At 64.1% G+C, this 19416-nt stretch carries 19 protein-coding genes, 1 rRNA gene and 1 pseudogene; 6 read left to right on the top strand and 15 right to left on the bottom strand.

From position 1 onward, the window contains the following. Positions 1-109 precede the first annotated feature (109 nt). A 5S ribosomal RNA gene (rrf, locus tag CLAM6_RS16470) occupies positions 110-225 on the top strand. A gap of 795 nt (positions 226-1020) precedes the next feature. Here the strand turns inward: rrf and CLAM6_RS16465 are convergent. Then, positions 1021-1920 (bottom strand): Tim44 domain-containing protein, encoded by a 900-nt coding sequence (locus CLAM6_RS16465; protein ID WP_107335863.1) that lies wholly within the window; start codon positions 1918-1920, stop codon positions 1021-1023. Positions 1921-1994: 74 nt separating this feature from the next. Here CLAM6_RS16465 and CLAM6_RS16460 point away from each other — a divergent pair, with 74 nt between their 5' ends. Further along, a complete protein-coding gene (locus tag CLAM6_RS16460) occupies positions 1995-2600 on the top strand; it encodes an isochorismatase family protein (protein WP_235507073.1) in 606 nt (201 codons plus the stop codon). Positions 2601-2627: 27 nt separating this feature from the next. On the opposite strand, the gene yaaA is transcribed toward CLAM6_RS16460, so the two are convergent. From yaaA to CLAM6_RS16445, 3 genes are all read right to left on the bottom strand, one after another. After that, positions 2628-3416 (bottom strand): peroxide stress protein YaaA, encoded by a 789-nt coding sequence (yaaA, locus tag CLAM6_RS16455; protein ID WP_153636650.1) that lies wholly within the window; start codon positions 3414-3416, stop codon positions 2628-2630. 107 nt (positions 3417-3523) lie between these two features. Beyond that, positions 3524-3976: a DMT family transporter gene (locus tag CLAM6_RS16450; RefSeq protein ID WP_043336565.1), complete on the bottom strand. Its 453-nt coding sequence runs from the start codon at positions 3974-3976 to the stop codon at positions 3524-3526. 81 nt (positions 3977-4057) lie between these two features. Further along, positions 4058-5089: an NADP(H)-dependent aldo-keto reductase gene (locus CLAM6_RS16445; protein ID WP_153636649.1), complete on the bottom strand. Its 1032-nt coding sequence runs from the start codon at positions 5087-5089 to the stop codon at positions 4058-4060. Positions 5090-5406: 317 nt separating this feature from the next. Between CLAM6_RS16445 and CLAM6_RS16440 the strand changes: the two genes are divergently transcribed. Next, positions 5407-5892: a tetratricopeptide repeat protein gene (locus CLAM6_RS16440; RefSeq protein ID WP_043336560.1), complete on the top strand. Its 486-nt coding sequence runs from the start codon at positions 5407-5409 to the stop codon at positions 5890-5892. A 266-nt stretch (positions 5893-6158) separates the two neighbouring features. Next, the gene (locus CLAM6_RS16435) at positions 6159-6659 is read left to right on the top strand and encodes a 3'-5' exonuclease (RefSeq protein ID WP_043336558.1); all 501 of its coding nucleotides are present in this window, start codon (positions 6159-6161) and stop codon (positions 6657-6659) included. 205 nt (positions 6660-6864) lie between these two features. Here the strand turns inward: CLAM6_RS16435 and CLAM6_RS16430 are convergent, their stop codons facing one another. After that, on the bottom strand, positions 6865-7833 hold the full coding sequence (locus CLAM6_RS16430) for an NAD(P)H-quinone oxidoreductase (protein ID WP_153636648.1): 969 nt from the start codon (positions 7831-7833) through the stop codon (positions 6865-6867). A 212-nt stretch (positions 7834-8045) separates the two neighbouring features. On the opposite strand from CLAM6_RS16430, the gene CLAM6_RS16425 reads away from it, so the two are divergent. Further along, positions 8046-9830, top strand: a complete 1785-nt coding sequence (locus CLAM6_RS16425; protein WP_153636647.1) for a GNAT family N-acyltransferase — start codon at positions 8046-8048, stop codon at positions 9828-9830. 127 nt (positions 9831-9957) lie between these two features. On the opposite strand, the gene CLAM6_RS16420 is transcribed toward CLAM6_RS16425, so the two are convergent. Further along, positions 9958-10500, bottom strand: coding sequence for a TIGR00730 family Rossman fold protein (locus CLAM6_RS16420; protein ID WP_153636646.1), 543 nt, complete (start codon positions 10498-10500; stop codon positions 9958-9960). Between the two features lie 349 nt (positions 10501-10849). On the opposite strand from CLAM6_RS16420, the gene CLAM6_RS16415 reads away from it, so the two are divergent. Then, positions 10850-12190, top strand: a complete 1341-nt coding sequence (locus tag CLAM6_RS16415; protein WP_153636645.1) for a sodium-dependent transporter — start codon at positions 10850-10852, stop codon at positions 12188-12190. A gap of 96 nt (positions 12191-12286) precedes the next feature. On the opposite strand, the gene CLAM6_RS16410 is transcribed toward CLAM6_RS16415, so the two are convergent. From CLAM6_RS16410 to CLAM6_RS16370, 9 genes and pseudogenes are all read right to left on the bottom strand, one after another. Continuing rightward, positions 12287-12814 (bottom strand): DUF501 domain-containing protein, encoded by a 528-nt coding sequence (locus CLAM6_RS16410; RefSeq protein ID WP_043336547.1) that lies wholly within the window; start codon positions 12812-12814, stop codon positions 12287-12289. Next, a complete protein-coding gene (locus CLAM6_RS16405; protein ID WP_043336543.1) occupies positions 12792-13121 on the bottom strand; it encodes a hypothetical protein in 330 nt (109 codons plus the stop codon). Before CLAM6_RS16405 ends, CLAM6_RS16410 begins: the two co-directional genes overlap by 23 nt. 78 nt (positions 13122-13199) lie before the next feature. Next, positions 13200-13679: an aminoacyl-tRNA deacylase gene (locus CLAM6_RS16400; protein WP_131432808.1), complete on the bottom strand. Its 480-nt coding sequence runs from the start codon at positions 13677-13679 to the stop codon at positions 13200-13202. Positions 13680-13774: 95 nt separating this feature from the next. Beyond that, positions 13775-14164, bottom strand: a pseudogene (locus CLAM6_RS16395) (acyl-CoA thioesterase); the annotation flags it as partial. 47 nt (positions 14165-14211) lie between these two features. Continuing rightward, complete coding sequence (locus CLAM6_RS16390) at positions 14212-15033, bottom strand: hypothetical protein (RefSeq protein ID WP_153636643.1); 822 nt, start codon at positions 15031-15033, stop codon at positions 14212-14214. Next, complete coding sequence (locus tag CLAM6_RS16385) at positions 15030-16052, bottom strand: zinc-binding dehydrogenase (protein ID WP_197738692.1); 1023 nt, start codon at positions 16050-16052, stop codon at positions 15030-15032. The genes CLAM6_RS16390 and CLAM6_RS16385 overlap by 4 nt, the downstream gene beginning before the upstream one ends. A gap of 216 nt (positions 16053-16268) precedes the next feature. Then, a complete protein-coding gene (locus CLAM6_RS16380; protein ID WP_153636642.1) occupies positions 16269-17810 on the bottom strand; it encodes an alanine/glycine:cation symporter family protein in 1542 nt (513 codons plus the stop codon). 80 nt (positions 17811-17890) lie between these two features. Further along, entirely contained in the window at positions 17891-18328 is a 438-nt protein-coding gene (locus tag CLAM6_RS16375; RefSeq protein ID WP_043336528.1) for a universal stress protein, read from the bottom strand. 632 nt (positions 18329-18960) lie between these two features. Then, positions 18961-19386, bottom strand: coding sequence for a hypothetical protein (locus CLAM6_RS16370; protein WP_043336524.1), 426 nt, complete (start codon positions 19384-19386; stop codon positions 18961-18963). Positions 19387-19416 lie beyond the last annotated feature (30 nt).

Here is a 19416-nt window from a genome sequence, read left to right as displayed (position 1 = left end):
ACCGCCGGGATTGCGACAGGATCGAGACATATCGGTCAGCATGATTCATATTGCGAGTCGCGAGGCCACAAGCCTCGAGACTCAGGCATCGCAAGATGCCACCGTTTCGCCTGACGACCATAGCGAGCGTGAACCACCCGATCCCATGCCGAACTCGGAAGTGAAACCGCTTAGCGCCGATGGTAGTGTGGAGTTTCTCCATGTGAGAGTAGGTCATCGTCAGGCACTTATCCCGAACCGCCCCTGTAGCCTTGCTACAGGGGCGGTTCTCTTTGTGGTGAGAAAAGTTGTACTCAGGAAAATTGGCGCGTAGAAAGTCCACGGATGGCCACCTCATGGGAGGCCTGTACTAAGGGCGGTCATGAAAAGCTCGTCAGGCACTTGTCCCGCACCGCCCCTGTCGCCTTGCTGCAGGGGCGGTGCTGTCTGTGGCAGTGCTGTCTGTGGCAGTGCATAGGGGGTGCAAGGCGCCCTGCTGAGGAAGGGAGGTACGCAGGGATCCGCCTGTGGACAAGCGGAATCTGGGAGCGGCACCTGAATTATCCACAAGGGCTTGTCGAGCACGAGGAGTGTCCAGGGGCAGGCAAGCCTTGCGGACAACTTGGGTACAGCCGGCTGATGGTAGCGGCTGATCAGGCGTCGCGGGTTCTGCACCTCAGGGTTGCTCATGTTTTTTACGGTCGGGCTGAACTAAAGCCCAATCGGCGACTCTGAGTATGTGAGTTTCGACGTTCCCTTGCTTAGAAACTTGTCTGTGCTATCCCATCAGCAGACTTTTTGCGATCTGGCGCTCCTGCCTTGCAGTCGAGCAGCCTATCCGCCGGTCACTTCCCCAGTGGCCGGTTTTTTTATGCCTGTCATTCTGACGGTGCCTTTGTGGTCTTCGGCGAGCTGTTGCGAAGCCTCCGGTGACCCTCTGCAGCGAGACACAAAAAAGCGGCCGGATGAGTGATCATCCGGCCGCTTTGGCATCTGATGTGGCCCTCACGGAGTGAAGGTCACGTCAGTGAGAGGAGCGTCTTAGCTGTTCTGCTCGATGCCCTGGATGTGCCAATCGGCGCCATCACGCAGTTCACGGACCAGGTGCCAGGTCTCGTTGAACTCGTTCTGCTCGCCATTTTCATCCAGCACGCCGTGGAACAGGACCGTCGCTTCCGCCTGCTTGCCAATCTCCTGCACGCTGCCCAGTTCAGCAAACAGACGCACGATCTCGGTACGGTTGTTGGCCGGTTGCTGAGCGCGCTCTTCACGCAGCAGATTGTAGAGCTCTGGCGTGACGTACTCCTGAATGCGCGGCAGGTCGTTGTTGTCCCAGGCGCGCTGCAGCGTCATGAAGTGTTCCTTGGCGCCGCCGAGGAACTGCTCCTTGTCGAACCAGGCCGGTTCGCTGGTCGGGGCACCGCCTGTCAGGCCTGCCCCGATACCACCGGCCGGAGCCAGCGACTCGCCTTGCGGCTGATGCGCTTCACGCGCCTGCACATTGCGCGGCTGGTCATCGTGGCGTGTAGAGGAACCACCACCACTACCTGCCGGCCCGCCGCTCGCCATGGCGGCCTTCTTGCGCGCGCTGAGGAACTTGAAGGCGATGAAGGCGATCACCGCGATGATCAGGAAGTCTGTCATGCGCAGACCATCGAAGGCGCCGCCGAAGAACAGCGATGCCAGCAGGCCGCCTGCCAACAGGCCTGCCAGAGGTCCGGCAAACTTGGACAGGCCGCTGGAGGGCTTGGACTTCGCTGCGGTGCTGCTGTTGGTGGCCTTGTTGCTGCCAAACAGTGAGCTGGAGGATTTTCCGCTGTCAGCGGATCGTGAGTAGCTACCGAAACTCTTGCCGCCGCCGAGGCGCTTGGCCTCTGCGTGTTCGACGCTCAGACCGAAGCCGAGCAAGCCGACCATCAGCATGATGAACAGATGGCGCATGTGGGATCTCCTTGGATGCGCTAGCGTGTAAGTGGAAGCTCCATTCTAGCCTTAGAATCGTCGTGGGAGGACCAATGGACGACGAAAAGTCTCAACACCTGATGGCGAGGCGATCATTGTTGTTGCTGATCGATTTCCAGGCTCGCCTGATGCCGGTTCTGAGTGGCGGAACCGAGGCCATCAACAGTGCCATCTGGCTGGGCGGAATCGCCCAGGCGCTGGAAATTCCCGTCTGGCTGACCGAGCACTGCCCCGACAAGTTGGGCGCAAGTGCTCCGATGACGCATCTACTGAGCGAGCGCACCCGCTGCTTTACCAAGCGCAGTTTCAGCGCGCTGGATGCGCAGGACTTTCGCAAGGCATTGGAGCAGAGTGGCTGTGACCAGTTGGTGGTATGTGGTGCCGAGGCGCACGTCTGTGTGATGCAGACCGTGCTGTCCCTGTGTGGCGCAGGCTATCGAGTGGCGCTGGTCGCCGATGGGGTCGCCAGTCGCCGCCCGCGGGAGGCGGCGCTGGGAGTGGCCCGCTGCGAGGCCGCGGGCGCCAGTATCGTCAGTGCCGAAATGGTGGCGTATGAATGGCTTGGGTGTGCAGATCACGTCCTGTTCGGCGATATTCATCGCCGTTACCTCAAACCGCGTGCCGCAGAACATCTGACTTTCCCGGGGCTGGGCGGATGAGGCGTTAAGTGACCCGGCGGTCACGTATCAGGCGCGTGCCGCGTCGGCCTCACTGCGCGTGAAGACCAGCGTATCGCCCTCAGAGGCGGCATTGGAGAAGCGATAACCGGCCACGTCGAAGTCCTTGAGGTCTTCGGCTGTCTCGATGTCGTGCTTGAGCATCCAGGCGCTCATCAGGCCGCGTGCACGCTTGGCGTAGAAGCTGATGATCTTGGACTGGCCATTCTTCTCATCCTTGAAGACCGGCGTCACGATGCGGTGGCGGAACGCCTTGGCATCGATGGCCTTGAAGTATTCATTGGAGGCCAGGTTGACCAGTATCGGCGTGCCGCTGTCTTCCACCGCCTGCTCCAGTGCCGGTGTCAGTGTCTTGCGCCAGTAGGCGTAGAGGTCCTTGCCGGCCGGGTTGCTCAGACGCGTGCCCATCTCGAGACGGTACGGCTGGATAAGATCCAGCGGGCGCAGCAGCCCATAGAGGCCGGAGAGAATGCGCAACTTGTGTTGTGCGCGCTCAAAATCTTCCTCGTTGAACGAGTCCGCCGCCATGCCTTGATAGACATCCCCCTGGAAGGCCAGCACCGCCTGTTTGGCGTTATCCGGCGTGAAGGGCGGCTGCCATTCCTGGAAGCGAGCGGCATTGAGGCCGGCCAGCTTGTCGGAGAGCTTCATCAGGCTGGCGATGTCCTGCGGCGACTGCTCGCGCAGGATGTCGATCAGCGGTTGAGCCTGCTCGAGAAAATCGGGTTGGCTATGACGGGAGGTCACGGGGGCGCTGTCGAAATCCAGCGATTTGGCGGGCGAAATCACACTCAGCATGTAGACCTCCTGGCAGGGAAAGGTCTCAGTATATCAGGCAGACAAGATGGCCCCGAGTCCGCCAGGACTATCGGGGCCATAGATTGCACTGCGTGACGCCAGAGGCATCAATAGCGGCGGATCAGGAAGACCCCCGCGAACAGCAGCAACACGCCTGCCACGCGCCCCAGCGAAAGATCATGCTGCGGGAAGGTCGCCCAGCCGAAGTGATCCAGCACTACCGAGGCCGTCAGCTGCCCCGCCAGAAAGGTCGCCATCATGGTGGCAGCGCCCAGCTTGGGCACCAGTATCACGCTGGCCGCGACGAAGAAGGCGCCCAGCAGACCGCCGGTCCAGCTCCACCAGGGGGCTGCCTTGAGGGCACCGACGCCCGGCATGGGCAGGCGCATGGCCAGCACGATGACGACCAGCGCGATCGAGCCGACCACGAAGCTGACCATGGCAGCCATGAGCGAACTGTGGGTCTGCAGGGCCAGCGTGGAATTGACGCCAGCTTGAATCGGCATCATGGCACCGGCGGCGACAGCCATGAGGATCATGCTCAATTCAGCGGGATTCATGTGGGGTCCTTGGTCACGAGCAGGCCGGTCATGATGACCGGCCTGCTCGGGGTTGTGTATCCGCTACGGGTCAGTGGCGATTCAGGGGCACGGGTTGGGCGCGGTGTTGTGGATCATCTCGATCTCGGCCAGCACTTCCTCACTCAGCTCCACCTCGAGGCTTTTGATGTTGCTTTCCAGCTGGGTCATCGTCGTGGCACCGATGATGTTGCTGGTCAGGAACGGGCGAGTGTTGACGAAGGCGAGAGCCATCTGGGCCGGGTTCAGGCCGTGACGGCGCGCGATGTTCACGTAGCAGGCGATGACGTGCTGAGCCGGCTCGGCGTTGTAGCGCTGGAAGCGCTCGAACAGCGTCAGGCGAGCGCCTTCCGGACGGGCGCCGTCCAGATACTTGCCGGACAGTGTGCCGAAGGCCAGCGGCGAGTAGGCCAGCAGGCCGACATCTTCGCGATGCGCGAACTCGGCCAGGCCCACTTCGAAGCTGCGGTTGACCAGGTTGTACGGGTTCTGGACGCTGGCCACGCGCGGCAGGTTCAGGCGCTCGGCCAGGTTCAGGCACTGCATCACGCCCCACGGCGTCTCGTTGGACAGACCCACGGCGCGGATCTTGCCGGCGGTGACCAGCTCGCCGAGGGCTGACAGGCTTTCTTCCAGCGGCGTCATGTCTTCCTCTTCGGTCGGCTGGTAGCCCAGCTTGCCGAAGAAGTTGGTCTTGCGGTCCGGCCAATGCAGCTGATAGAGGTCGATGTAATCGGTGCCCAGGCGACGCAGGTTGTCGTCACAGGCGGCGATGATCTGCTCTCGCGTCAGGCGTGAACCACCGCGCAGGTAATCCATGCCCGGGCCGGTGACCTTGGTGGCGATCTTGACCTGATCACGATTGCCGCGTGCCGCCAGCCAGCTGCCGATGTATTCCTCGGTACGGCCCTGGGTCTCACCATTCGGGGGCACCGGGTACATCTCGGCGGTGTCGATGAAGTCGATGCCAGCGTCGAGCGCGCGGTCCAGCTGCTGGTGGGCATCGGCTTCGCTGTTCTGCTCGCCGAAGGTCATGGTGCCAAGGCATAGCAGACTGACGTCGATGCCAGTACGGCCAAGAGCTCTACGTTGCATGCAGGATTCCCCTATCGGGTAGGTGTCAATGTAGCGGGCAGGACGAGTGCTTCCAGCACGCGCGTGGCGCGCGGTTCGCGCGCGCACTTTACCCCAAGGATGGCGCACATATTAGCAGCGTAACAAAAACCCACAAGGCGGGCTTGAGTCCCCCCGATTGCGCGAGTATGCTTGGCGCCCCGCTGTCAGGGGAGCAGTCTTTCTAGGCCGCCCGCAAGGGCAAACTGACAGTGTTGGCAAGGAGAATAGCGTCGCGGGCTCAGGATCGGGCCAGGACACGGCGTCACCCCTCTTATTCTGTATCAAGGTTACTCGTCATGCCGCAGGCCCCAACCCTGATGACTGGACTGAAATACCGCCTGGCGGAGCGTCTGTTCCACGCCTCCTGGCTGTCCGGCTCTCAGCAGAAGCATCGTCTGACCATGCGTCTGTTCAATCACTGCGCCAATGCCGGTCACACCGGTGCGTTGTCATTGTACGGGCACATGCTGTTCCAGCGCGGCAACTCCGCTCAGGAAAAGGCCAAGGGCGCGCGTTTCGTCATCAAGGCCGCGCAGGCCGGCGACGTGCATGCCCAGTATCAGGCGGCGCGTATCTATGAGTATGGCTGTGCCCAGTATCAGAGCGATCCGGCCAAGGCCGTGACCTGGTACGCACGTGCCGCCGAGTGCCGCCATGCTCTCGCGGCCCAGCGCCTGGCGCGTGCCTATCGTGAAGGCTCCCTCGGTCTGGCGGTCTGCCCGCACAAGGCTGAGCAGTGGGAAGCCCACGCCCGCACGGGTGGTGAGGCAGACCTGCACTGAGCTGATGTACTGACCTGATGTACCAGCTGCTGTACTGCCCTCGCTGCCACTGACAACGCCCTCTTCGTGAGGGCGTTGTCGTCTCTGGCCCTCCCGCGCGCGTCTCTTGAGCGTGATGCCAGCGTGATGGAGCAGATCGACCTGATGCCTGCGTTGACAGCGTCGCGCTCAGGACTCGCCAAGCAGGGGGCAATTCCCGTAACCTGAGGACATTCAACCTCTTCTCGCCCGGGCCCTGTCTGCCTGAGATACCTTGGGAGATTCGTGTGACGCTGCCTATTCTGCTCGATATTGAAGCCTCCGGCTTTGGCCGTGGTAGCTATCCGATCGAGATCGGGCTGGCGCGTGCCGACGGCAGCAGTTGCGCCTTCCTGATACAGCCTCTTGATGAGTGGGTGCATTGGGACCCGAAGGCGGAGCTGTTGCACGGCATCTCACGGGCACGGCTGGCACGCGAAGGGCGGCCAGTGCGTGAGGTGGCGCAGTGGGTCAATGATGAGCTGGGTGAGGCGGGAATCGCCTATAGCGACAGCTGGGGCTACGACAATACCTGGCTCTCGCTGCTGTTCTATCATGCCGGCATGCTGCCGCGCTTTCGTCTCGAGGCGCTCAGACGGCTGCTCGATGAGGAGCAGCTGAATTGCTGGGCGGAGCTCAAGGAAGCGGTGATCGCCGAGGGTGGCATCCAGCGCCATCGCGCCGGAGACGACGCCCGTCTGCTACAACTCACCTGGCAGAAAGCCCAGTCGATCGGGCGCAGCGAATAAGCCTCTGCCAGGTGCCTCGGGGCCTACGCCTGGCGGCATGAGCGACACTGCTGTCAGGCCGGGTGTTGTCAGGTCAGATGTTGTCAGGCGGAACAGCGAGCACGAGATAGCGCCAATAAAGCCAAAAAAGCGGCAGCCCAGTGGGCTGCCGCTTTTTCATGCTGGCGCTTTTTTCATGCTGATATCATCAGCGCCATGACGAGGCTCAGGCGCCCGTCACCGCCAGCAACACCTTGCCGGTGCTGGCGTTGTCCTGCACATAGGCATGCGCGGCATCGGCTTCCTGGATCGGCCAGCTCTTGTCGATATGCGGGCGCAGCTCACCCCGTGCCAGGCGCGGCCACACATGCACGTAGAGCGCATCCAGCACCATGCCCTTGCCATCGGGGGAGCGCGAACGCAGGGTCGAGCCGATCAGGCGCTGGCGCTTCATCAGCATGCGACCCAGATCCAGCTCATCCATGCGCCCGCCCATCAGGCCGATCAATACCATGCGGCCATCCTGCTTCAGCACCTGCTGATTATCAGCCAGATAGCCGCCGCCCACCGGGTCGAGAATCATGTCGGCGCCGCCCCAGTCGTTCACGGCCTCGACGAAGCTGCCATCGTGGCGATTCCAGCCGGCATCCGCGCCGAGGCGCAGGCAGGTCTCCAGCTTTTCCTGGCTGCCGGCGGTCACGAAGCACGGATGCCCGAACAGCCCGCACAGCTGGATGGCGGTGGTACCGATGCCGCTGGCACCGGCATGCAGCAGCACGCGCTCCTTGTGCTTGAGGTTGCCCTCGATGAACAGGTTCAGCCAGGCGGTGGCGAACATCTCCGGCAGCGCGGCGGCGTCTCGCAGGCTATAGCCCTCCGGCACCGGCAGCACCTGCAGGGCGTTGACGACCACTTCCTCGGCATAGCCGCCACCGGACAGCAGCGCACAGACCGGATCACCGACCTTGAAGCGCTCGACGTGGCGGCCAACTTCACGAATGGTGCCACTGACCTCCAGTCCCAGGATCTGACTGGCACCTTCGGGTGGCGGATATTGGCCGGCACGCTGCATCAGGTCGGCGCGGTTGACGCCGGCCCAGGCCACCTCGATACGCACCTCGTCCGAGGCGATCCCGTGCGGGGCCTCGGTTTCCTGCCAGACCAGTGATTCATTCTCGACGGCTATCGCAAACATTCGCTCTCTCCTTGGCGTGGCAGTCGCGCTGCCTGTTCGTACGCGGATGATCTCCGTGCCGGGGCGCATCGGCCGCGGATCACGTGGGCGACTGTCATCTCACTGTACGGGGACTGTGACGCATCTGTCATGAAGCGGCGCGAACCTGACGTGATATCAAGCCCCATGATCCAGACATCGCGTTCCGCACTCCGTGCGGCCAAGGAGAGAGCATGATCGATACTGCCCGCGTCATCGCTGCCAAGTATCCTGCCTTTGCCAAACGTCACCCGCTGATCCGGCGGCCAGCTCTGGCCATGCTGCGGCGCCTGGTGCATGAGGGCGAGATCAATGCCTTCCTCGGCGAGAACTCGGACCAGCGCGGCTTCGACTTCATTGACCGCGTGCTCGATCACTTCTCCTTCGGCTACTCGGTGTCCTCGCGGGAGCGCGAGAACATTCCGGCCTACGGGCGTGTCGTCATCGTCGCCAACCATCCGCTGGGATCACTGGACGGCCTCGCACTGCTCAAGCTGGTCGGCGAAGTGCGCCGCGACGTCAAGATCGTCGCCAACGACATCCTGATGAAGGTCGAGCCGCTGGCACCCTTGCTGCTGCCGCTGGACAATCTCAGTCGCCGTGGCTATCGCAAGAGCAGTGGTCAGATCTGCGATGCGCTGATGAATGAAGAGGCCGTGATCATCTTCCCGGCCGGCGAGGTCTCGCGTGCAGGCCCGACCGGGCCACGCGATGGCAAGTGGCTGTCGGGTTTCCTGCATTTCGCGCGCAAGACCAACGCGCCGGTGCTGCCTATCCACGTCAGCGGTCGCAACTCGACGCTCTTCTATGCGCTGTCATCGATCAACCGCAGCTTCGGCACGCCCCTGCTGGCCCATGAGATGTTTCGCCAGCGCGAGCGTCAGCTCAAGCTGCGCATCGGCGAGCTGATCCCGTTGGAGCGCCTCGACAGTGATGCCCTCAATACCAACGCCAAGACGCGCCTGTTGCGCAAGCACCTGTATCGCATCGGGCGCGGCAAACGTGGCCTGTTCGTGACCGAGAAGGCCATCGGCCATCCGGAGGAACGCCAGGCGCTGCGTGAGGAACTGACGCCCTGTGAACTGCTGGGCGAGACCCGCGACGGCAAGAAGATCTATCTGTTCGATGCCTTCCCCGGCTCCAGCGTGATGCGCGAGATCGGGCGACTGCGCGAGATCAGTTTCCGGCGGGTCGGCGAGGGCACCGGCGAGCGGCGCGATATCGATCGCTATGACGCCCACTACCGGCATCTGGTGCTGTGGGATGACGCCGATCTCGAGATCGCCGGTGCCTATCGCATCGGAGAGGTACGCAAGATCATGGCGGCACATGGCGAGAAGGGGCTCTACAGCCCGACCCTGTTCCGCTTCACGCCGGAGATGTTCGAGCGCATGCAGGACGGTCTGGAGCTGGGGCGCAGCTTCGTGCAGCCGCGCTACTGGGGGCGGCGCAGTCTCGATTACCTGTGGCAGGGGCTGGGCGCCTATCTGCGCTGTCATCCCGAGATTCGCTGGCTGTTCGGCCCGGTCACGCTCTCCAACAGCTATCCGGAGGCCGCCAGGGCACTGATCGTCAGCTACTACCGTCACTATTACGGGGATGATGAGGGGCTGGCGCGTGCGCGGGCACCGGTCGCCCAGAGCGTGCCGGGCAGCGCCGCCCATGAAGCGGAGCGGCTGTTCGATGGTCAGGATGCCGATGGCGATTTCCGCCGCCTGCGTGCCCAGCTGGATGCAATGGGCGTGACGGTGCCGACGCTCTACAAGCAGTACGCCGAGGTCACCGAGCCCGGTGGCACCCGCTTCCTCGATTTCAGTGTCGACGCCGATTTCGGTTACTGCATCGATGGCCTGGTGATGGTCGATGTCGAGCAGGTCACCGCCAGCAAGCGGGCGCGCTATATCGGCAAACCCGTTCAGCAGCAGGCCGCCTCGGCGGAGGATGCCGTTGAGGTTGTTGGTGAGACGGCGCTGAACTGAGGTGGCGCCCTGCTGAGATAGCGCGTTGAGCTGAGACGGCCGCTCGCAGAGTCACTCCCCATGGCGCCGGCGTCATGCGCTTGATGGGGAGTGACGCGCCAGCCTGTCAGGTCTCAGGTCTCAGGTCTCAGGTCTCGGGCGCCAGACGCTTCAGCAGGGGCGTGATCTCGCGCTCGCTGATCAGGCGCGCGCGAGTGTCTGCATCGAGGAAGCCCGCCTCGACGGTGCGGTCCAGAAACTCGAGCAGGGGCGCGAAGAAGCCGTCACTGTCGAGGACGGCGATCGGCTTGGCGTGAAAGCGCAGATACTGCCAGGTCCAGGTCTCGAACAATTCCTCCAGGGTGCCAATCCCGCCGGGCAGGGTCACGAAGGCATCCGCCAGTGCGGCCATCTGCGCCTTGCGCTCATGCATGTCCGCCACCTCGATCAAGCGCGTCAGACCGGTATGCGCCTTCTCGTTGCGTACCAGTGCCTGGGGGATCACGCCGATCACCTCACCGCCCGCTGCCAGCGCGGCATCTGCCAAGGCCCCCATCAGCCCGGCGCGCGCGCCTCCGTAGACCAGTCCCCAGCCGCGCTCGGCGATGGCCGTGCCCAGGGCTTCGGCCAGTTGGCGGTGCTGTGGGGAGACGCCCTCGCGGGAGCCCAGATAGACACAGATGCGATGCATGTTGCTCTCCTGAATGTTTCTCGGCGGCGCTCACTGCTGGCTGCCGTGCCTTGATGTCATGTCCTTCCTATCCTACGCGAGTTGTGCGGCGACGCTATGACGCCGGTGAGGAACTCGGCATTGCCCCGTGGCCAACGAGGGCACGTGCTGACTTTCGGCGTTGTCGCCTGCATTCGCGGGCCTGCTCTGCTACCCTTGCCGCCCCCGCAGGCGACGGCTGGCGGGCGCTGGCGCCCCGTGAGCTTGCATCGGGATGCATCCCAACTCATCGCGACGCCGCCTTCGGCGAGCGTGGACTCATCGCGACGTCGTCTTCGACGGACGCGGAACAACAAGGCAGGAGAGGCAGATGGCGCAGGTGCGCGGACGCTTTGCCAGTCGGCTGGGCTTCTTGATGGCCGCCGCTGGTTCGGCAGTAGGACTTGGCAACGTATGGGGCTTCCCGTCCCAGACGGCCAACAACGGAGGCGGGGCCTTCGTGGTGATGTATCTGGTGCTGGCCTTCCTGCTGGCATGGCCGGCCTTGATGGCTGAGCTTGTCATCGGCCGCCATGGTCAGGCCAACATCGTCACCAGCATGAGCCTCGGTCGAGGCATCACCAAGCGCTTCGGCGCGCTGGCGGGCTGGGCGGGCATGCTGACCGCCAGCCTGATCCTGGCCTTCTATGCCATCGTCGCGGGCTGGCTGCTGGGCTATACCGCCGCGCCGGTCAGCGAGGCGCTGGGCATGAGTTCCGCCGCCAGCTGGCTGACCACCTTCGACTTCACGCGCAATGTCTCGCTGACGGCGGTCTTCCTCGCGTTGACGATGGCGATCGTAGTCGGCGGTGTGCGCGGCGGGATCGAGAAGTGGTCCACGCGTCTGATGCCGCTGTTGCTGATGCTGCTGGTCGGGCTGATCGGCTACGTGCTGACTCTGCCGGGCGCCGATGAAGGCCTGAGTGTCTATCTGACGCCGCAGTGGGACCGCATCTTCGATGCCGACCTGATGCTGAGCGCGATGGGCCAGGCGTTCTTCTCGCTGTCTCTCGGCGTGGGGGCGATGCTGATCTACGGCTCCTATCTGGGGCCGGAGCAGAACCTGCCGCGTCTGGGCGTACTGGTGACGCTGATCGATGTCGGCATCGCCTTCCTCGCCGGCCTGCTGGTGATTCCGGCCATGTACGCCGCGCGTCATCTGGGTGTCGAGATCTTCGATGCCGATGGCCTGCTCAAGAGCTCGGACACCCTGCTGTTCGACACGCTGCCGGCGCTGTTCGGCCAGATGGGCGGCGCAGGTGACGTCTTGATGGTGGCATTCTTCGCGCTGATGAGCGTGGCGGGCATCACCTCTTCCATCTCGATGCTGGAAGTGCCGGTATCCTTCGTGGTCGAGCGTGGCTGGCTGGGTCGGCGTGCCGCCACCCTGACCGTCGGTGCCGCCATCATGGCCATCAGCCTGACCATCGCCGCCAACTTCGGGGCACTGTTCGGCCTGGTGATCATGTTGACCACCCAGTACAGCCAGCCGCTGGTCGCGCTGGTGATGTGCCTGCTGGTCGGCTGGGCGATGTCGCGCCATGCGCTGCTCAAGGAGATCCAGAGCGGGGCGCCGGACATCGAGTCCAGACTGTTCTGGAAGATCTGGCCGTGGTACGTGCGCCTGATCTGCCCGTTGTGCATCGCGCTGGTCTTCGCGCACTCGCTGTAGGCCTGACGCTCGTCCGACGCAAGAAGCCCGCCAATTGGCGGGCTTCTTCGTCTTCTGCCTTCAAGCCGACGGCATCGGCTCGATCGTCGTCAGGGCTCAGGGCAGCTCGGACAGCACGTCGTAATGGGCATCGACCCAGTGACCGATGGCGTTGCCCTCGGCGTAGGCGAGATGCTGGGCGTACTGGGTGTGCAGGCAGCGCACCTGATTCCAGTCACGGATGCCGCCGACGCCACGTTCACGCATCAGGTCGGCGAAGCCCTGGGACTCGATGGCGCTGCGCTCGGCCTCGCTCATGAAGCTCCAGCGTTCGGCGACGTAGGCCTCATGGCTGGCACGATAGCGCGCCAGCAGTTCCTCGTCGGTCTTGAGGCGTTCTTCCAGCCCCTTGATGACGCCTTCGGCCTCGATGCGTGACAGCGAGATCTTGAGGCGTTCATCGCACAGCCAGTAGAGGGTCGGGAAGGGCTTGCCGTCCACCAGCGAATGCATGCGCAGCACCAGCGGAGTGCCCTCGCCATCGGTGGCGGCCACGGCCTGGATGCCGCGCGGCTTGCGCCCGAGCTGGCGCTCGATGATCTCGAGCTCCCGCGCGTCGGGACTATGATTGGTCAGGATCACCATGCTTGCGGTCAGGCTCCAGCACACACTTGTTGGACCGGGATACGGCCCGGAAGAAAGCCTGGTTGAGCTGCTGGGGGCTCGGCACATAGCCATGCCACTCACGCTCGCAGTAGTCACTGCCGCGCGCCATCAGCTCCGGGGCCAGACGATTGAACCAGCCATCATAATCGTAGGGGTCAAGGCCCGGCAAGCTGATGTGCGGGTAGTCGGCGAAGCGCTCACTGAACCAGTGCTCCAGCGCCGCCTCGACCTGCGCATGCAGCTCGGTCATGTCCGGGTAGATCCACTTGCTGTAGCGAATGCCCATCGGGCCTCCTCGCTGACGCGGTGCTGTGGCGGGTGCTCGTCATGGAGAGTCCATCATGCAGTGCCTGGCCCGTGGTCATCAGTCGTCACGGGCCAGCGGGGCGAACTGACCATTGCCCAGCTCACACAGTAACGCGGGGGCGAGCGCTATCTCCAGTCCACGACGGCCGCCGCTGATGAAGATTTCCGCCTGTGTCGCGGCGCTGTCATCGACCCACAGTGGCAGGCGCTTCTTCTGGCCCAGCGGACTGATGCCGCCGACCACATAGCCGGTGGCACGTTCGGCGGCCTCATGCGCGGCCAGCGCCGCCTTGCGTGCCCCGCAGGCGCGTGCCAGTGCCTTGAGATCGAGCGTACCGCTGACCGGCACCACGGCGACCACCAGCGGCTGACGTGCATTGCCGCCTTCCAGCTGGCAGACGAGGGTCTTGAAGACCTGGGCGGGCTCAAGCCCCAACGTGCGGGCGGCCTCTTCCCCATAGGCGGGGGCGCGTGGGTCGTGGGCATACTCGAGTGTGCGGTGCGGCTTGCCCTTGAGCAGCTTGAGCGCGGGGGTCATGCCGGCACGCTCCCCTCGGAGGCTGCGCTATGCGTCCCGAGTGCCCGGGCGGCCTCGCGCAGGGCCGGGACATCCAGTTCGGCGCTGTCGGTGTGTTCGTGCACATGGCTGACCAGGGTCGCGCGCAGCTCGCCCTCGATGGGCAGCGACTGCTTGGCACGATGATCGAACTGCACCAGCACGCAGTGGCCGCGTGCGCCGCAGACGCCGCTTTGCCACGCCTCCTGGGTCACGGTGAAGGAGCTGCCGCCGAGGCGCGACAGCCAGGTGCGAATCTCCACCGGCTGGCCGTATTGCAGCTCGGCGAGGAAGTCGACCTCGATGCGCGCCATGATCAGCGGCCACTTGCGCGGGTCGAGGTCCGGCACGAAGACGCGGAACAGGTCATTGCGCGCCCACTCGAACCAGGCCGGCAGGCGCGTGTTGTTGACGTGCCCGAGGGCATCGGTGTCGTAGAAGGCCGGTTCCAGCGTCTTGAAGTACATGTCATCGCTCCTGGGCATCCATGCGGCATTTCAGCCTATCAGGAAGCTCAGGCGCTGGCTGTACGTCGTGAGGCTAGTCGACGTTGCAACGGCGTGAACACGCCCAGCCACGCCGTCGCCACGATGAAACCGAGCAGGGTGCCCAGGCCGACCCCCATGCCGGGGTAGCTGAGCGAGATCACCAGCGCATAGCACAGCAGCGAGCCAAGGCCGGCCGGGTAGTGCTTGATGACGGTCGCGACGGCCACTGGCCCCTGGGTGAGATGCAGAATCACCAGCAGCGGGTACATGGTGACCGGGAAGGCCGCCACCAGGCCTGCCCACGAGGGCGGCAGCAGATGGGCCAGTGCGGTGATGCCGAACACGATGCCGGCGGCCAGTCCGGCGCGCGCCAGCAGCGAGACCCAGGAGAAGGGCGACTTGCGCGCCGTGCTCTCCGGTACGCCGCGATAGAGGCGCATGCACAGCACGATGGCGATCAGCGTCACGATCACGCCGCTGACGCGCGTGAACTCGAACTGCGCCAGCACCAGACTGGCGAGCAGCCAACCCAGCAGGCCGCCCAGGGTGCCATTGATGACGCCGCGCAGTCCTTGTGCACGCCCGCATAGCCAGTAGCCGACCCCCAGCGCCAGCGTCGAGGAGAAGCCGGCCAGAGTGTAGACGGCGCTCTGGCCGGCGAACTCGGGGGAGATCTCCACGCCGATGAAGCCCAGCGTGATGGCCGTGCCGAGCGGGTAGCCGGACAGCAGCCCGGCCATGCGCGTCGAGAGACGCTCCGCGATCAATGACAGCCCGATCACCACCGCCACCGAGATCAGCAGCTTGAGCAGTTGCAGGCCCAGCTCACCCTGAAGCGCTGCGCTCATTGGGCGGCGTCCCAGAACTGACGACGCACCAGCGAGATCTTGCCCACTGCCTTGCCGGAGGCCTGATGACGATGGGCCTCGGCGACCTCGCTGAAGTCGAACTGGCGCTCATCGAGGCGCACCTTGAATTCGCCTTCCTCGACCAGTTCCACCAGCTTGCCCAGCGCCTGGCGCTGCTGCTCATGCCCGATGCCCGCGGTCAGCGGCAGCAGGATCGACAGCACTTCCAGACTGCGGCTGCCGGCGTGCAGCGGCGAGAGATCCACCGTGGTGCGCGCATTGATGGTCACGATGCGTCCGCCCAGCTTGCTGGCGGCGAAGCTGGCGGCCAGGTTGTCGCCGCCGACGCAGTCGAAGACCAGATCGAAGCCCTCGCCCCCCGTCAGACGGGCCACGTAATCGGCCACGGCTTCCTCGCGGTAGCGAATGACGTGGTCCGCGCCGCAGTCGCGTGCCGCCCGGGCCTTGTCATCGCTGGAGACCGTGGTGGCGACTTCCGCGCCGATGCAACGCGCGATCTGCAATGCCACATGGCCGACGCCACCGGCGCCGCCGTGGATCAGCACGCGCTGCCCCGCTTCCAGCCGGCCACGCTCCACCAGTGCCTGCCAGGCGGTGATGAACACTGCCGGCAACGCGGCGGCTTCCATGAAGCTCAGGCGGCGCGGCTTGCGGGTGATCAGGCGCTCATCGGCGAGCATGTAATCCGCCAGCGCGCCCGGATGAGCGGCGACACCGCCGGCGAAGCCGAGCACCTCGTCGCCGGGCGAGAAGGCCAGCACGTCATCGCCGACGGCATCGATCACACCGGCCACGTCGCCGTGCAGCACGCAGGGTGCTGGCGGCAGGAGAGGCACCTGGCCGCTGGCCAGCTTGAGATCCAGTGGATTGACGCTGGAGGCAGCGACACGAATGCGCACCTGGCCGGAGCCGGGAGTGGGTAGCGGGCATTCGGTCGCCACGAAGTCGGCATCCGGGCCGGGATTGCGCAGCACCATGGCATGCATGGAAGCGAGCATGAGACGTCCTCGTTGATACGGGTTCCGGCCAGTGTGGCCAGTGAGCGCCACACCCTACCCATTGCGCTGCGTTGCGGCAATCCGACTTGGGTGGTTTCAGCCGTCCAATGCACGGAATTGCATGATCGACAACGAAAAAGCCCCTGCCGATGGGCAGGGGCCTTGGGTCATGCGGCGGCTGACGGCTGTGTCAGGCCCGCCTGGGCGTGATGGGGATCACGCGTTCTGGCGCTTGGCCTCCTTGTCGACCGGTGCGATCTCGCCGGACTTCAGCTTGGCCATGTACTGGGCCAGCTCACGCTTCACGACCGGCATCAGGTAGTAGAGGCCGATGATGTTGGCGATGGACATGGCGAAGATCATGGCGTCGGAGAAGTCGATGACCGGGCCGAGGCTCATGGAGGAACCGATGACCACGAAGGCGAGGAAGATCAGCTTGTAGACGATCTCGGAGCCCTTGCTCTCACCGAACAGGTAGGTCCAGGCCTTCAAGCCGTAGTAGGACCAGGACAGCATGGTGGAGAAGGCGAACATCAGCACCGCCAGGGCCAGCACATACGGGAACCACGGGAAGGCGGTCTCGAAGGCGTAGGAGGTCAGCTGGACGCCGCCGAGGCCTTCGACCTGATAGGCACCGGTGATGACGATGACCAGCGCGGTCATGGTGCAGATGACGACGGTATCGATGAACGGTTCGAGCAGGGCGACGATCCCTTCGGTCGCCGGCTGGGAAGTCTTGACGGCAGAGTGGGCGATGGCCGCGGAGCCGATACCGGCTTCATTGGAGAAGGCAGCACGCTTGAAGCCCTGGATCAGCACGCCGACGATACCGCCGCCGACCGCGACCGGTGCGAAGGCACCTTCGATGATGGCGCCGAAGGCGGCCGGAATCGCACTGAAGTTGAAGCCGAGGATGATGAGTGCCGCGATCACGTAGATGACAGCCATCATCGGCACCAGCTTCTCGGTGACACGTGCGATGGACTTGATGCCGCCGATGATGACCATGCCGACGATGGCGGCCATCACGAGACCGAACAGCCAGCCGTAGCCGACCAGGAAGCTGGCATCACCGCCGGTGACGTTGACGGCCTGCTGATAGGACTGGTTGGCCTGGAACATGTTGCCGCCGCCGATGGAGCCGCCGATGGCACAGATGGCGAAGAAGATCGCCAGAATCTTGCCCAGACCCGTCTTGCCGTTTTCCGCGAAGCCCTTGGACAGGTAGTACATCGGGCCGCCGGAGATGGAACCATCCGCGTTGACGTTGCGGTACTTCACGCCAAGCGTACATTCACAGAACTTGGAGGCCATGCCGAGCAGACCGGCCAGAATCATCCAGAAGGTCGCGCCCGGGCCGCCCAGCGAGACGGCGACCGCGACGCCGGCGATGTTGCCAAGGCCGACCGTGCCGGACAGCGCCGTGGCCAATGCCTGGAAGTGGGATACCTCGCCTTCATCCTTCGGGTCGGTGTAGTCGCCCTTGACCAGACGAATGGCATGGCCGAACAGGCGGAACTGCACGAAGCCGAAATAGAGCGTGAAGATGACGGCCGCGATGATCAGCCAGCCGACGATCAGCGGGAACTGGGTGCCGGCCACCGGCACGGAATAGAAGATGGTCGAGACGATCGGGTTGACGATCGGTCCGACGATGTCACTGATGGCCTGGTCCATGCCTTCGGCACGGGCAGAGCTTGCGGCCATGAGGGCTGCCATCGCGGCAGCCCAGGGGGCCAGGGAGCGGAATCGACTCATGAGAGGTAACCTCGAAAAGCGAATTGTCGTTATTGTCTGGTGCGAATCTCTGCAGGCGGCGGGTGCGGGAGGCGCCTGTCTCAGGGAACGATGGTGACGGGCACCGAGGCCTCTTGAATCAGATGGGCGGTGACGCTGCCGAAGATGCGTGAGCGCACGCTTTCCCCCTTGCGGCCGACGATGATCTGCTCGGCATTCACTTCACGCGCCAGCAGGCTGAGGATCTCGGCGGCATCGCCGTGGCGGACACGCCCCTCGACCTGATAGCCCTCCTTTTCCAGCTCGCTGATGGCAGGCGCCAGCACACGCTCGCGGGCCAGCTTGATCTCGTTCTCACGGCGACTGGCACGCTGGGCGTTCTCCTCCGGCGTGTTGAAGCTGTAGGGCGACCATTCGACCACGTAGCAGAGAATGATCCTGGTTTCCGCGCCCACCAGAGAGGCGACGCGCTTGGCATAGGCAATGGCACTGTCGCCGCCCGGGGTTCCATCCAGTCCGACAATCAGGGAGGTGGTCATGGAGCTTCTCCTGAAGCTTGCTGGTCGTCGTGTCGCGCCAGCGGATTCTTGTTGAATTACCGTTTTGTTGCGGTTGAAAGAACTTTACTCCTCGCCCACACAAGAAATCCCTTCGGGTGTATCGCTTCACAAAACGATGATTAAACGAAATGGCGTCAGTTACGCGTTGACGAGTCTCAGGTTTCCGCTACGCCATTAGCCGGTGATGACGATATTCGCTGAGAAAACTGCTACCCATGGCTGTCAGCAATGCCGAGAGCGGGACGAACTGCCCTATGAGGGCGCCAGCAGGGTCACCATCAGAATCGCTGTCAGTAGCAGGGGCGGGAGTGAAGAGGGTGTGACCAGGGAGTGACGCAGGGGCAAGGAGTAGGAGTCGCAAGGAGTAGGAGTCGCAAGGAGAAGGAGCCGCAAGGAGAGTGCGGGCAGAGATAGAGCACAGCGGACAGGAACGGGCGGGAGCGGACAAGGGAATAGAGCAGGCAAGAGAGGGAAAGCAGGAGAGGGAAAGCAGAGCAGAGGGCGGTGAGGGAGGAGAGCAGAGAAGAGGGCGGTGAGGAAGGAGAGCAGAGGAGAGAAAAACGCAGCGCTGCTCACCAACAGCGCTGCGGGCGCTCGACAATCGACCGCGGCTAGATCAGCCGCTGATGCGTCAGGTCTTGCCAGGCGGCTTCGATGGGCCAGGCCAGTGGCTGACGCAGGTGTTCCGGCAGCGCCATCAGGGCGGCCGTGGGACTGTCGTGTTCGCGCATGCGCAACCAGCAATAGGCCCAGGCGCAGGCGTCATCCGGGCCCTGCGGCACCGGGCGTGCCGGCATCTGCATCAACAGGAACAGCGCTGCCTTGGGTGCCCACAGCGGCGCACCGCCCTCGGCGGCCCACTGCTCCAGCGTCTCGCCATCGGGATTGCTGGCGGGCTGGCCAAGACTTGCGACGCGCGCGGTATCGGCCAGCAGCACGGCGAGACGCTCGCTGTCGCCACGGCCATGGGTCAGCCAGGCACGCAACAGACCGGGCAGCCCGCGCTGGGCCTGTGGGTAAAAGGTGTCTTCAGACATGCACAAAGCCTTATGCTGTAGTTGGTCCAC

This window comes from Cobetia sp. AM6 (assembly GCF_009617955.1).
In the GTDB taxonomy this organism is placed as follows: Bacteria; Pseudomonadota; Gammaproteobacteria; order Pseudomonadales; family Halomonadaceae; genus Cobetia; species Cobetia amphilecti.
This window is presented reverse-complemented; position numbering and strand designations above follow the sequence as displayed.